At 65.4% G+C, this 13,216-nt stretch carries 13 protein-coding genes; 10 read left to right on the forward strand and 3 right to left on the reverse strand.

What is annotated here, in order from left to right; genetic code table 11:
* The first annotated feature begins 8 nt into the window (after positions 1-8).
* From VGN72_19385 to VGN72_19395, 3 genes are all read left to right on the forward strand, one after another.
* A complete protein-coding gene (locus tag VGN72_19385; GenBank protein HEV7301536.1) occupies positions 9-926 on the forward strand; it encodes a transporter in 918 nt (305 codons plus the stop codon).
* Positions 927-1,055: 129 nt separating this feature from the next.
* Positions 1,056-2,123, forward strand: a complete 1,068-nt coding sequence (locus VGN72_19390; GenBank protein HEV7301537.1) for an NAD(P)-dependent alcohol dehydrogenase — start codon at positions 1,056-1,058, stop codon at positions 2,121-2,123.
* A 65-nt stretch (positions 2,124-2,188) separates the two neighbouring features.
* Positions 2,189-2,899 (forward strand): hypothetical protein, encoded by a 711-nt coding sequence (locus VGN72_19395; protein ID HEV7301538.1) that lies wholly within the window; start codon positions 2,189-2,191, stop codon positions 2,897-2,899.
* Between the two features lie 45 nt (positions 2,900-2,944).
* Here VGN72_19395 and VGN72_19400 read toward each other — a convergent pair whose 3' ends face one another.
* Complete coding sequence (locus tag VGN72_19400; GenBank protein HEV7301539.1) at positions 2,945-3,943, reverse strand: substrate-binding domain-containing protein; 999 nt, start codon at positions 3,941-3,943, stop codon at positions 2,945-2,947.
* Positions 3,944-4,055: 112 nt separating this feature from the next.
* Here VGN72_19400 and VGN72_19405 point away from each other — a divergent pair, with 112 nt between their 5' ends.
* The 7 genes from VGN72_19405 to VGN72_19435 all read left to right on the forward strand — a co-directional run bounded on the left by VGN72_19405 (position 4,056) and on the right by VGN72_19435 (position 11,085).
* Positions 4,056-4,832: an SDR family oxidoreductase gene (locus VGN72_19405; GenBank protein HEV7301540.1), complete on the forward strand. Its 777-nt coding sequence runs from the start codon at positions 4,056-4,058 to the stop codon at positions 4,830-4,832.
* A 37-nt stretch (positions 4,833-4,869) separates the two neighbouring features.
* Positions 4,870-5,655, forward strand: a complete 786-nt coding sequence (locus tag VGN72_19410; GenBank protein HEV7301541.1) for an SIS domain-containing protein — start codon at positions 4,870-4,872, stop codon at positions 5,653-5,655.
* Complete coding sequence (locus VGN72_19415) at positions 5,652-7,037, forward strand: FAD-dependent oxidoreductase (GenBank protein HEV7301542.1); 1,386 nt, start codon at positions 5,652-5,654, stop codon at positions 7,035-7,037. Before VGN72_19410 ends, VGN72_19415 begins: the two co-directional genes overlap by 4 nt.
* Positions 7,034-8,017: a hypothetical protein gene (locus VGN72_19420; GenBank protein HEV7301543.1), complete on the forward strand. Its 984-nt coding sequence runs from the start codon at positions 7,034-7,036 to the stop codon at positions 8,015-8,017. Before VGN72_19415 ends, VGN72_19420 begins: the two co-directional genes overlap by 4 nt.
* Complete coding sequence (locus tag VGN72_19425; protein HEV7301544.1) at positions 8,014-8,781, forward strand: sugar phosphate isomerase/epimerase family protein; 768 nt, start codon at positions 8,014-8,016, stop codon at positions 8,779-8,781. The genes VGN72_19420 and VGN72_19425 overlap by 4 nt, the downstream gene beginning before the upstream one ends.
* 15 nt (positions 8,782-8,796) lie before the next feature.
* The gene (locus VGN72_19430; protein HEV7301545.1) at positions 8,797-9,885 is read left to right on the forward strand and encodes a Gfo/Idh/MocA family oxidoreductase; all 1,089 of its coding nucleotides are present in this window, start codon (positions 8,797-8,799) and stop codon (positions 9,883-9,885) included.
* A gap of 72 nt (positions 9,886-9,957) precedes the next feature.
* Positions 9,958-11,085 carry a Gfo/Idh/MocA family oxidoreductase gene (locus VGN72_19435; GenBank protein ID HEV7301546.1) on the forward strand — a complete coding sequence of 376 codons (1,128 nt, stop codon included), beginning with the start codon at positions 9,958-9,960 and terminating at the stop codon, positions 11,083-11,085.
* Positions 11,086-11,316: 231 nt separating this feature from the next.
* Here VGN72_19435 and VGN72_19440 read toward each other — a convergent pair whose 3' ends face one another.
* Together VGN72_19440 and VGN72_19445 are read right to left on the reverse strand one after the other, a co-directional pair.
* Positions 11,317-12,081: a class I SAM-dependent methyltransferase gene (locus VGN72_19440; GenBank protein ID HEV7301547.1), complete on the reverse strand. Its 765-nt coding sequence runs from the start codon at positions 12,079-12,081 to the stop codon at positions 11,317-11,319.
* A gap of 174 nt (positions 12,082-12,255) precedes the next feature.
* Complete coding sequence (locus VGN72_19445; GenBank protein ID HEV7301548.1) at positions 12,256-13,116, reverse strand: dolichyl-phosphate beta-glucosyltransferase; 861 nt, start codon at positions 13,114-13,116, stop codon at positions 12,256-12,258.
* Positions 13,117-13,216 lie beyond the last annotated feature (100 nt).

Below are 13,216 nucleotides of genomic sequence, written 5' to 3' on the forward strand. Positions count from 1 at the left end.
CGCGTCCTATGACCCAACACGGACGCTACATCGGATTGGCCCTCCTCGCGCTCGTTCACGCCACCGCCGTCGGGCAGACGACGCAAGACCTGCACGACGACCACGACGATCACGGTCAGCACGGCCACGATCACACGCACGATCACGACCATGCCCACGGCGACGGCCATCGCCATCGGCCGGCGGGTACGGGGGCACACGACCACGCGGGGCACGCGCATCCCGGTGTGGGGCTGAGCCACCCGATCGTCATCGAGTCGCCGTTGCCCGAGACGAAGCTGCGCGTGAACTACAGCTTCGCCGACACCGGCGAGGGTGTCGAACACGTGGCCGAGCTGGAAGGGGAGTACGCCTTCACGCAAAACTTCAGCATCGAAGCGGTTGTGCCGTACGCGTTCGTGAACCCGGAAGAGGGCCCATCGGAAAACGGCTTGGCCGACGCCATCCTGGCGTTCAAGTTCGCTTCCTATGCCTGGGTGGACAGCAACCTGCTGCCGGCCGTCGGGCTGGAGGTCATCCTGCCGACCGGTGACGACGAGTCCGGCATCGGCAGCGACCACATCGTTGAACTGGAGCCCTTCGCGCGCTTGGGCTACTGGAACGAAAAGTTCGAGATCATCGGATCGGTCGGCGTCGGCATCCCGCTGAACCAGACCAGCGAGGAACGCGACGAGGAAGACTTCGCGCTCGCCTACGGCGTCTCCACGCTCTACCACGTCGCCCCCAGCCTTCAGGCCCTCATCGAAGTGCACGGCGAATCCGTCTTCGGCGCCGAAGACGTGGCGGCCCTCTACGTCAGCCCCGGCGTGACGTTCCAACCCTTCGATGACAAGAGCATCAACTTCGGGGCCGGCATCACCCTGCCCATCACCGACGACCGCGACTTCGATTACGCGATCAACCTGATGTCGATCCTGCACTTCTGATCGATCGGCCACCGCGCCGTCGCGCGACCCCGCGCGACGGCGCACAACGATATTCCCTCACACGCTTGATCGAGCTCTGCCGCGCGCCTAAAACGCCGGTGGGGTTCACGTTCACGAGAGGAATGTCCAATGGCCACAGTAAAGGCGTTCGCGACCGGTGGTCCCAGGTCGCAGTTGGCCGCCGCCACAATTCCGCGGCGCGAGGTGGGCCCGACCGATGTCGAGTTCGACATCCTGTTCTGCGGCGTGTGCCACTCCGACCTGCACACGGCGCGCAACGAGTGGGACGCCTGGCCGACGATGTACCCCTGCGTGCCCGGCCACGAGATCGTGGGGCGCGTGACGCGCGTCGGCACGCAGGTAAGCGGCTTCAAGCCCGGTGACCTGGCGGCCGTGGGATGCATGGTCGATTCGTGCGGCACGTGCCCCAGTTGCAGTGAAGGAATGCAGCAGTACTGCGACACCGGCGCGACCGTCTTTACCTACAACTCCCCCGACCCGCACAAGACCGCTCCCGCGACCTACGGCGGGTACTCCGAGCGCATCGTGGTCGAGGAGAAGTTCGTCCTGCACGTGTCCGACAAGCTGGACCTCGCCGCCGTCGCGCCGCTGCTGTGCGCAGGCATCACGCTCTACTCGCCGCTGCGCCATTGGAACGCCGGGCCGGGCAAGAAGGTCGGTATCGTCGGCTTGGGTGGCCTGGGGCACATGGGCGTGAAGTTCGCCCATTCCTTCGGCGCGCACACCGTTCTGTTCACCACGTCGCCATCGAAGATTGAGGACGGCAAACGCCTGGGCGCCGACGAGGTGGTCATCTCGCGCAACGAAGACGAGATGCAACGGCACGCGCGCAGCTTCGATCTGATCGTCAGCACCGTGGCGGCGTCGCACAACCTCGACCCGTTCATCTCGCTCTTGAAGCGAGACGGCACGCTGGTGCTGGTGGGCGCGCCCGAGCATCCGCACCCCTCGCCGGGCGTGTTCAACCTGCTGATGGCGCGCCGGTCGCTCGCGGGCTCGGCAATCGGCGGGATCAAAGAGACGCAGGAGATGCTCGATTATTGCGCGAAGCGCGACATCGTGTCGGACATCGAGCTGATCCCCGTCCAGCAGATCAACGAGGCGTACGAGCGCATGCTGAAGGGCGACGTGAAGTACCGCTTCGTGATCGACATGAAGAGCCTCAAGTCGTCCTGATAAAGGGGCGCTGCCCGCGGGTTGCACGTTCTCTTGGAATCGACCAACTGCTACAGTTTTATGCAATGCTGAAGCGATACCTTAACGGGCAGGCCGATCGGTTGATGGCGTGGGTGGTGCCAGACATCGACACGTGTCGGCAGGCGGCCCACGAACTGCTCACGCGCGATCCCAACGCGTCGCGCGAGGCGCTGGCGCTGGAGGCGATCGCCATCGCCAGGAAGCGCGGCGTGGCCGTGGGCGGGGTGACCGGGATCGCATCCAACCCGCTGACGATGCTGCCGGCCACGCTGGCCGATGTGGGCGCGATGCTCGCGATCGAGGGCACCATGGCTGGCACCGTGGCAGCGCTGCTGGATCCGGGGTCACTCGACGATCCCGAACAGTTCCGCACCGATGTGCTGGCCGTCGTCTTCCCCGCCGCCGTGAGCCAGGCGCTGCGGCAGGTCGGCATTCGCGCCGGTGGCCGGTTCACCAAGCAGGTGGTGCAACGCGCCGCCGGCAAGGGCGGCTTCGAAACGCTGGCGAAGATTGCCGGCAAAGTGCTGGGGACGCGGCTAACGGGCAAATCCATCCTGGGCCATGGTTTGCCACTGGTCAGCGTGGGTATTGGCGCTGGCTGGAATTGGTTGGAGGTGACGGCCGTCGGCCAGCGCGCGATCGCCTACCACACCGGCCAACCCGTGGGCATCGGCCGCGTTCGCCGGTTGACTGACCGCGTTCGCCAGCTTCGCGCCGCCGTCCGCAGTCGCGATACACAAAAGCGGCTGGAGTAACGCTCCGCGGGCAGTGGGCAGTCGTCCCAAAGGCCGCAACAGGCGTCACGTCAAACGCACGATCGGTCGGGGCGACAGCAACAGGTGGAACGCCGGGCTGGTGTCGCCGCCGATGCGCCTGACCGCGGTGGCTGCGACCGTGTTGGCCAGCTCTTGCCACGGAATCGCAATCGTCGACAGGTGCAGTGCCTCGGCGACCGGGGCGTCGTCAAACCCAAACACCACCGGCACGCGCAGGCGCGACTCCGAAGCGGCCTCCAGCAGGGCCTGCGCCAGGCGATCATTACAGGCAAAGACGCCATCGGGGCGCGTCGCGAGAACCGCCTGAGCTGGACCGATCGCATCCTCGCGGAACCAACTGGTCGTGTGGATGACCGACGCCGGCGTCACGCGCGAGGTGAACCCGCTGACGCGCATGGCGCTGCGTGCGTCGTCCCACGGGCCCGCCAGCACCGCGACCCGCGACCGCTTGGTCAGCCGTTGGCCGATCAACTCGGCGGCGCAGGCACCACCGAGCGCATCGTCGACGGACACCGAATCGATCAACAGCGCCCCCAATCCCGCAGCGGGGCGATCGTTCAGCAGCAGGCCCGACCGCCGTTGCGCCGCCAACGATGCGGCCGTGTCCGGTGATTCCCAGAGGATGGGATAGGCGCTCGCTGCCAGCCTGACCGCTTCCCCGGGTTCCACATAATGCCGCGTGTAGCGGATCGCGCTACGATTAAGCCGTTCCTCGATCGTCGACATCAGCCGCGCGCCGAAGCTGCCCGCGCGTCTCGCACGGCGATTGAATACCAGCTGCACGCTGTCCAACGCGCGACCGCCCCCACAGAGATACGTGCCCGACCCGTGCCGTCGTTCCAAATGCCCCTCGGCGACCAACTCGCGCAGCAAGCGGTCGGCGGTCTGATAACTGATCTCGTAGTGGCTGGCGATCGCCCGGGTGGAAAAGAAGCGGTCACCGGCACGGTGCAGGCCATCGCGCAGGCGCGCGATCAGCTTCTGCTTGACGAGCTCTACATGTGCGGTACGCGGGCGAGCCATAGTGCTTCTATTATCATATCACTTTCCAGATCATGTGAAATATCAATCTGGACTTGATGGTCGTGGGCTCGTTACCGTTTGAGGACAAATGGCAGCGTTGGATGGAAAAGCGGTGGTGATCGTCGGCGGCACGACGGGCCTCGGGTTGTCGGCGGCCAAGGCGTGCGCGGGCGAGGGCGCTCGCGTGGTCGTCTCCGGTCGCAACCCAGACAGCGCGGCCGCGGCGCAGCAGATCTTGGGCCGCGACGCCGCGCTCGCCATCGCCGCCGATGCGGCCGATCCGGCGTCTGCAGCACAACTGATCGCCACGTGTGAAGAGCGATTCGGTCGGTTCGACGCGCTCTACCACGTCGCGGGCGGGTCGGGCCGTCGCATGGGCGATGGACCGCTGCACGAAATCACAGACGAAGGTTGGGCCGCGACCATCGCGCTGAACCAGACGACCGCCTTCAACAGCGCCCGCGCCGCCTGCAGCGCATTCCTGCGCCGCGGGCATGGCGGGTCGATCCTGTTGATGGGCAGCGTGCTCGGCTCGCATCCTTCGGCCAAGTTCTTCGCCACCCATGCCTACGCCGCGACGAAGAGCGCCGTGATCGGCTTCGCCCGATCGTGCGCGGCCTACTACGCGCCCAACGGCATCCGCTTCAACGTGATTGCTCCGGCCTTGGTGGAAACGCCGATGGCCAAGAGAGCCGCGGGTGACGAGACCATACTTGAGTTTATCCGCACCAAGCAGCCGCTCGATGGCGGCCGCATTGGTCAGCCCGAAGATCTGGATGCGGCGGTCGTCTGGCTGTTAAGCGACGGCAGCAAGTTCGTCACTGGCCAGCAGATCGTGGTGGACGGCGGCTGGTCGGTCAGCGAGGGGCAGATTCCGGACGAGGCGTAGCAAGGGTGCGAGTGCCGTGAATGTGATGAGGAACCGAATGAAGCCATCAACCGATTTTCTCGATGCCTCTGCGAAACTAATCGAAGTCGTGCGCGCGCAACAGCCGCTGATCGAGCAGGCGGCCGACCTGTTTGCCAAGACGATCCTCGCTGGCCGGATGGTGCACGTGTTCGCCAGCGGGCACAGTCGCATCATGGTCGAAGAGATGTGGCCGCGCTACGGATCCTTCCCGGGCTTCAACCCGATCGTCGAGCTTTCGCTGACGTTTCACAACCTCGTCGTTGGCGCCAATGGCCAGCGGCAGGCGATGTTCCTGGAGAACGTCAGCGGCCTGGCCGACCGCATCGTGCGCAACTTCGCGATCACCGACGCCGACAGCGCGCTCGTCATCAGCAGCAGCGGCTGCAACGTGGTGCCGATCGAAATGGCCGCCGCGTTTCAGCAGCGCGGCGTGAAGGTCGTCTCAATCATCAGCACGCTTCACAGCGAGAAGAGCCGCAGCAACGACGCGCGCGGCCGGAAGCTGCAGGACTGCTCGGATCTCGTGCTGGACACCGGCGCGCCGCCCGGCGACGCGATGGTGCACATCGAAGGGCTCGACACGCCCGTGGCCCCCGGTAGCACGGTGGGCGGATGTTTGCTGATCAACTGCATTAAAGCTGAAGTCGCGGCGCGACTGACGCGGGCCGGCCACCCGCCGAAGGTGCTCAGTGGGGCGGCCGTGGTGGGGCGGGAACGTGCGACGCAGTTGTTCGAGTCGGCGTACGACGAGCATGCGCATCGCCTGGCGAAGCTGTACGCGACGGTCGGGGAGGGCCTGTGAGCGCCGCTGCAACGACTGGCATGATCCTGCACGACCGCGTGCCGCTGATGGCCGAGGTGGACGTGCTGATCGTCGGCGCAGGTAGCGCCGGTTGTTGCGCCGCCATCGCCGCAGCCGAGGGTGGTGCGCGCGTAATGCTGGTCGAGCGTTACGGCTTTGCCGGTGGCACGAGCACAGGCGTGCTCGACACGTTCTATGGCTTCTTCACGCCCGGCCCGCAGCCGCGCGTGGTGGTCGGCGGCATCGCGGGGCGCGTGGTCGATGCGCTGGCGAGCCACGATGCGATCTACCTGCGGCCGAACACCTACGGCGCTGGCACCGGCGTCACCTACAACCCCGAGATCCTGAAGATCGTCTGGGATCGCCTGTTGACCGCTGCGGGTGTCGATGTGTTGCTGCATGCGCTGCTGATCGATGTCGAACAGGACCCGCACGGCCGACTGATCGGCGCGGTCCTGGCGACGCGTGGCGGGCTGCGGCGCGTGCGCGCCACGCGGTTCATCGACGCCAGCGGTGATGCGGAACTATGCCATCTGGCCGGCATCGAGTACGAACGGGCCGGCGACCTGGAACCGGCGCAAACGCTTACAACCACGTTCCGCTTGGCCGGCGTCGACATTGCCGCGTTCAACGCCGCCGGTGGCAAGCAAATGCTGGCCGAGAAGATGGCGGCCGCGGATCTGGATCGCTATCCGTTGCCGCGCCGCAAGGGAAGCTTCCACGCAATGGCGATTCCCAACTCCGCCTCGACCGTCGCGGCCCGCGTGGCAGACGTGAACCCAATGGATTCGACCGACCTGACGCGCGCCGAGATCACTGGGCGCGAGCAGGCCATCACCTACGAGCGTTTCGTGCGCGAGCAGGTGCCTGGCTACGCCAACGCGCGACTTAGTGGGCTGGCGACGTTCATCGGCCTTCGCGAGACGCGGCGCGTGTACGGTGAATATCGCTTAACGCGCGACGATTGCATGACCGCGCGCCGCTTTGACGACGCCGTGCTGCTGTGCGGTGCGCCGATCGAAGATCATCGCCAAGGGAAGGATGGTCAGGACGAGACGGCTTGGGCCTACGTGCCGGACGGGGCGGCGTACGACGTGCCGTACCGCACGCTCGTGCCGCGCGGGCGGGATGAGGTGTGGGTGGTGGGCCGCTGCTTCAGCGCGACGCACGATGCGCACGCCAGCTGTCGCAGCATGGCCCAGACGATGGCAATGGGCCACGCCGCCGGCGCGGCCGCGGCGATGTCGCTGACCGGCAAGTGTGGCGCGCGCGAGGTGTCGGTGGCTTCGCTGCGCGACAAGCTGCGAACCGAGGGCGCGGTGCTGGAAACACCGACCAAGGTCGCCCAGACGGCAGCCGATGCATGGAGGCACAACCGGTGAGTGTTGCGCCCGCTGCATCGTTCGTGCGCACCGTGCTCGGTGACATTTCGCCAGAGCAGCTTGGGGCGTGTTACGCGCACGAGCATCTGATCATCGATGAAAGCTACACCACCGAGCAGTCGCCGGACTTTCTGCTGGACGATGTCGACCGCTGCGCAGCGGAACTGACCGATGCGCGCAACGCCGGCGTCAGTGCGATGGTCGATTCAATGCCCATGGCGTGCGGTCGCAACGTCGTGAAGCTGGCGGAAGCATCGCGGCGATCGGGCGTGCACATCCTTTGCCCGACAGGGTTGCACCTGCGCAAGTACTACAGTCACGGCCACTGGTGCACGCGGCTGACGAGCGAGCAACTGACGACGTTGTTCGTGCGCGAGATTCAACAGGGCATCGATGCCAACGACGGCAACGGCCCCGAGTGGATGCCGACGCCGCACCGCGCTGGCCTCATCAAGGTCGCCAGCGGGTTGGATGCGATCGACGAGCATGAACACCGCATCTTCCTCGCCGCCGCCGCGGCGCATCGGCTGACGGGCGCGCCGATCTTGACGCATACCGAGCAAGGCACCGCGGCGATGCAGCAGGTTCAGCTGTTTCAGGATAACGGTGTTGATCTGCGTCACGTCGTCATCAGTCACACCGATCGCAAGCATGACGTCGCGTATCACCGCGTGTTGCTCGCGACCGGCGTGCGCGTGGAGTACGACAGCGCGTTCCGCTGGAAGGCGGGTCAGCCGAACCACACTCTCGATCTGCTGCTGGCGCTGCTCGACGAGTTCCCCGATCAGATCATGCTCGGCATGGACGCAGCCCGGCGATCGTACTGGTCGCGCTATGGTGGCGCGCCGGGGCTGACGTTCCTGATCGGCGCGTTCGCCACGACATTGCGCCAACGCGGCGTGTCGGACGCATCGCTGCACCGCGTCTTCGTCACCACACCGGCGGCCGCGTTTTCGTTTGCGAAGAAGGAGCAAGCATGAGTGTTCAGATCGCGTTCAACAGCGCCAACCTCGTCGCCCACTACAGTGGCTACCAATTCAAGCTGGCCGAGTGGGGCAAACAGCACGAACTGGCTTCTCAGCGCACCGGCATCGCCGAGTGGAACGACATCTGCCAGCGCATCCGCGCGTGCGGGTACGACGCGATCGAGGTCTGGGTCGCGCTGGTCGAGCGATGCGAGACCGACGAAGTGATGGCCGACGCGTTCGCCAAGGCGCTGCGCGACAACCAGCTGAAGCCCGCCATGCTGGCCGGCACGCTGAACGACAAGACGGCGACCATCTGCAAGCGCCTCGGCATACCGGCGGTCGCCGGTGGGTACTGGGGCAGCGATAAGGCGACCGCGACGCGGGTGATGCGCGCGACCGGCATCCACTACAACTTCGAGAACCATCCCGAAGACTCGATCGACGCCATCCGTCAACGGGTCGACTACGGCGCCAATGGTTTTGCGGTCGCGCTGGATACCGGCTGGCTGGGCACGAAGAACATGGACGCGCCCGATACCGTTCGCCAGCTGGGCCGCCTCATCCGTCACGTGCACCTGAAGGACGTCAAGGCCCTCGGTGGGCACGAGACGGTGAAGCTAGGCACCGGCGTTGTCGACATTCCGGGCGTCATCCGCGAGCTGAAGGCAATCGGTTACACCGGCGTGCTGAGCTGGGAGGACGAGCCCGAAGATCGCAACCCGTTCGACATCGCGGCCGAGATGCGCCAGTACATCGCGCAGCATTGGGCGAAATAAGGAGATCAGTCAATCATGAGCAAACTGAAGATCGCTGGCGTCAATTTCGATCACATGCACATGGGCGATCTGCTGCGCATGGCGAGCGAGTCGGCCGATGCGGAGATCGTCGGCGTAAGCGACCATCGACCTAATCGCGTGCATGGCGTGCTCGATCAACTGAAGCTCCCGCGGTCGCTGTACGATGCAGATTGGCACGCGATGCTGTCGCGCACGAAGCCGGACCTGGTGATCATCTGCCCGTCGACCGCCGCGCATGCCGAGTGGACGGAGAAGGTTGCGGCGTTCGGTTGTCACGTGATGGTGGAGAAGCCGTTCGCGTCGACGCTCGCCGATGCCGATCGCATGATCGCCGCGCTGGCGAAGACGGGGCGGCAGCTGTTCATCAACTGGCCGCTGCGCTGGTACCCATCGCACGTCACCGCCAAGCGGTTGGTCGACGAGGGCGCGATCGGTGAGCTGCTTCAGGTGCACTACTACGACGGCAACCGCGGGCCGCTGCGCCACATCGCCGACAAGGTCGTGGTGCCCGAGGACGTCGCCAACGCTGAGAAGGCCAAGAGCTGGTGGTACAGCAAGGAAGCCGGCGGCGGCAGCCTGCTGGACTACCTGGGCTACGGCACGACGCTGGGCACGTGGTACATGGATGGTCGCGCGCCGATCGAGGTGACGTCGATGGTCGACCAGCAGGAAGGGCTGGAGGTCGACGAGCACTCGATCACCATCTGCCGCTACGACATCGCCGGCAGTGGCCTGAGCAAGTTCGAGACGCGCTGGGGCACGTTCACCGACCCGTGGACGTTGCAGCCGCAACCGAAGTGCGGCTTCGTGCTGGTCGGCCGGCGCGGCACGATCGCCAGCTACGATTACGAGAACCACGTGCGCGTGCAGACGCGCGAACAGGAGGCCGGCTACGACGTGCCGGTCGACACGCTGGTGGCGCCCGACGACAACCCGATCAACTACGTCGTCCATTGCCTGCGAACCGGCAAGCCGGCTGAGGGGCCACTGTCGCCGGCAATCGCACGCATCGGGCAGGAGATTGTCGACGCCGCCACCCGCAGCGCGCGCGAGCGGCGGACGGTCCCGCTGCGCGAGCGGTAACAAGGCGCGAGCAGCAGCAGCTTTCACAACGAATCGATCAACAGCAACCACATCAACGCAAGCGAGGACACGATGGCGAAGAAGCGAGCGTACAATGACATGAGCGAGGCGAAGTCGGGCAACATCGAGGCGCCGGTCTTACCGTACCAGCCGCCCCGGCCGCGCAAGTACAACCCGCCGATCGGCGTGATCGGTTGCGGTGGTATCTCCAAGTCGCACCTGTCGTCGTACAAGCAGATGGGGCTGAACGTCGTGGCGCTGTGCGACGTCATCCCCGAGCGTGCCAAGAGCCGTCAGGCCGAGTTCTTCCCCGATGCGCAGGTCTACACGGATTACAAGCAACTGCTGAAGCGCGACGACATCGAGGTGATCGACATCCCCACGCACCCGCAGGACCGCGAGTACATCCTGCCTGACGTGTTGCGCGCGCGCAAGCACACGCTGAGCCAGAAGCCCTTCGTGCTGGATCTGGACAAGGGTCACAAGTTCGCCGATCTGGCCGACAAGATGGGGGTGACGCTCGCGGTGAACCAGAACGGCCGCTGGTCGCCGCACTGGTCGTGGGTGCGGCATGCGATCAACAAGGGCCTGATCGGCGAGGTGGCGGGCGTGCACCTGCAGTGCCACTGGAACCACAACTGGATCGCTACGAACCACTTCAACCGCGTGCATCACATCATTTTGTACGATTACGCGATTCACTGGTTTGACGCGCTGGCCTCGTTCATGCCCGGCAAGACCGCCAAGCGCGTTCACTCTACGCTGGCCTGTTCGCCGAAACAGAAGGCGAAGCCGCCGCTGTTAGGGCAGTCGCTGGTGGAGTTTGACGAGGGGCACGCATCGCTGGTGTTCGACGGGTCCGTGGAGATCGGCGGGAAGGACCACGGCTACATCTTCGGCACCAAGGGTTCGCTGCGCTACGACGGCGACGGGTTGGGCCGGCACACCGTCGACCTCGTGACGAAGAAGGGGACCGCGCGGCCCCAGCTGGAAGGGTCCTGGTTCAACGACGGCTTCGTCGGCAGCATGGGCGAACTGCTGAGCGCGATCGAGAAGAAGCGCATGCCCGTCAACAACGCGGTTGACAACCTCCGCGGACTGGCGATCTGCTTCGCGGGCATCGTGAGCGCTGAGAGCGGCAAACCGGAGACGGTCGGCAAGGTGAGGAAGGCACCGTTGCGGACGTGTACGGTGGCGTGAGCGATAAGTCCGGCAGGACAAACTCCGCGTGATGGCCCCGTGTCATCCCGAGCGGAGCGGTAGCGACTCGAGGGATCTCGAACGGCAGACGCTTTCCCAGGTGGGCGATCCCTCAGGTCGCTACCGCTCCCTTCGGGATGACAATTCGATGTTGGATGCGGTTTAAGGAGCGCGTCTATGCCCCCAAACGCTCGGGCGGGCATGCCGCGATCAGCACGCGTGTCTGGTGCCTCAGTCTTTCTTCGCCCACATCAGGCAGCTCGTGCCCCAGGGCAGGCCGACTTTTTTCTCGACGGCGAACAACGCGTGCATGATGCGGCTGGCGATCGGCATGCTCTTACCGTCGCCGGCCTCGGCCACGGGGTAGTTCTTGCGCTTCTTCACGCTGAAGTGCCACGCGATCGGCACGAGGCACATGCCGAAGTAGCGCAGCTTGTGCAGGTGAACGCCGTCGGGCAGCACGTCGCGGCACATCTTGAGCGTGTACCGGCGATAGTGGCCGAGCTGCTCGTCGTGATAGCCGAACAGCTTCGGCCCGGCCGGCACGGTGATGAACAGGTCGCCGCCCGGCGTCAATAGCGACAGCATCGCACGCACTGCGGCCACGTCGTCCTTGATGTGCTCGATCACGTCGGTCGCGATCACCGCGTCGTATTGCCGTCCCGCATTGGCGGCGGCGAAGTCCTCGATGCCGGCGACGCTGAAGGTCAGGTTCTTGAAGCCCAGTTGCTCCGCCTGTGTCTTGGCCAGTTCCACGTATTCCGGACCAGGGTCGATGCCCTCCACGCGGTGGCCTTGCGAACCCAGCAGGAACGAAAACTCGCCCGACCCGCAGCCGGCGTTCAGGATGTCGCGGTTGGCGCCGCCCTTGGCGATCCACTTGGCGAGGATGTCGTACTTGGCGTTGGCGTAGGCGTCTTGGCCGCGGCTCTTGAAGTCGGCGTACTGGTAGGCGTTGAAGGTCAGGTCGTGGTTGCTGGTGGTCGTCGTGGTCATGTTGGTTTGGGTCTGCCGCCCGTTAGCTCGCTTGCAAAGAGCGTGGGAGGATCGTAGAGACCTGGAAAAACTGGCCGCTGAAGCGGCCAGTCCGGCGATGTGCCGATGAGAACGATTTTCGTTGTCACGCGAGCGGCCGTCCCTGGGGGGCCATTCGACGCAACCCACGACCGATCACTTCCCGCGCGCGGCACCAGCGGTTTGCAGTTCCTGCGGCACCGAGACGGTCACGGTGATCGGCGATCCACCGATCGTCGCGGCGGATGCGGAGGTCTGCTCGCGGGCGCTGTCGCCGTCCCAGCGGCAAGCTTCATCGTCGTCGTAGCGCATGAAGCGGATGCGGGCCAGTTCCTTGAAGTTCTTCCAGGTGCCACCGATCGGGTCGTACCGGCTGTCACCGTCGTCCTGCCAGCGCACGCCGACGTTCTTCAGCTTGTAACCGAGCCGCTTGGTGAGGCGCAGGATCTCGATGTCGAACATGTAGCCGTCGATCTTCTGACGACCGAAGATGTCCAGCGCCGCGCGCCGGCGGAAGAACTTGAAGCCGCACTGCGTGTCGGGCACGTGGCCCAGGCCCAGCAGCGTGTGGACGATTGCCCCGAAGACCTTCGAGCCCACCCGGCGGTACATCGGTTGCGCCCGCTCGACCTGCGCATCGGGCGTCGCCCGGCTGCCGATCGCCACGTCGTAGCCTTTGTCCAACCAAGGCAGGACCTTGTCGAGCTCTTCGATCGGCGTCTTATAGTCGGCGTCGGCAAAGCCGATGATCTGCCCTTTGGCGCGGGCGACACCATTGCGAATGCCACGGCCCTTGCCGCCGCGCTCGGCCGAACCGATGACGGTCAGGCGGGGGTCGTTCTTGGCCATCTCGGCGACCCGTTCGCGCGTGCCGTCGTTCCCGTCGGCGCTGACGATGATCTCGTAGGTGTAAGGCTGGCGGTCTAGGTAGGCCCGCATGGCGTCGATCGCGCGCGCGATGCTCTTCACCTCGTTATACGCGGGCACGATCACGCTTAAGTAGGTGCTGTTCGGCATGCGGCAGAAACTCCCTGAGCGCGCCAGTCTAACGCAGATCGACCGACGCAGGGCGTTTAGTTATCGCCTGCGCTCAATTTTATCAAGCGCAAAGGTCGCG

The sequence above is a fragment of the Tepidisphaeraceae bacterium genome (genome assembly GCA_035998445.1).
Lineage (GTDB): Bacteria > Planctomycetota > Phycisphaerae > Tepidisphaerales > Tepidisphaeraceae > DASYHQ01.

Coding starts and splice junctions, on each gene's coding strand:
- VGN72_19385 (HEV7301536.1), top strand. CDS start 9: ATGACCCAACACGGACGCTACATCGGATTGGCCCTCCTCGCGCTCGTT.
- VGN72_19400 (HEV7301539.1), bottom strand. CDS start 3,943: ATGGCTCGCCCGCGTACCGCACATGTAGAGCTCGTCAAGCAGAAGCTG.
- VGN72_19435 (HEV7301546.1), top strand. CDS start 9,958: ATGGCGAAGAAGCGAGCGTACAATGACATGAGCGAGGCGAAGTCGGGC.
- VGN72_19395 (HEV7301538.1), top strand. CDS start 2,189: ATGCTGAAGCGATACCTTAACGGGCAGGCCGATCGGTTGATGGCGTGG.
- VGN72_19410 (HEV7301541.1), top strand. CDS start 4,870: ATGAAGCCATCAACCGATTTTCTCGATGCCTCTGCGAAACTAATCGAA.
- VGN72_19390 (HEV7301537.1), top strand. CDS start 1,056: ATGGCCACAGTAAAGGCGTTCGCGACCGGTGGTCCCAGGTCGCAGTTG.
- VGN72_19445 (HEV7301548.1), bottom strand. CDS start 13,116: ATGCCGAACAGCACCTACTTAAGCGTGATCGTGCCCGCGTATAACGAG.
- VGN72_19430 (HEV7301545.1), top strand. CDS start 8,797: ATGAGCAAACTGAAGATCGCTGGCGTCAATTTCGATCACATGCACATG.
- VGN72_19440 (HEV7301547.1), bottom strand. CDS start 12,081: ATGACCACGACGACCACCAGCAACCACGACCTGACCTTCAACGCCTAC.
- VGN72_19425 (HEV7301544.1), top strand. CDS start 8,014: ATGAGTGTTCAGATCGCGTTCAACAGCGCCAACCTCGTCGCCCACTAC.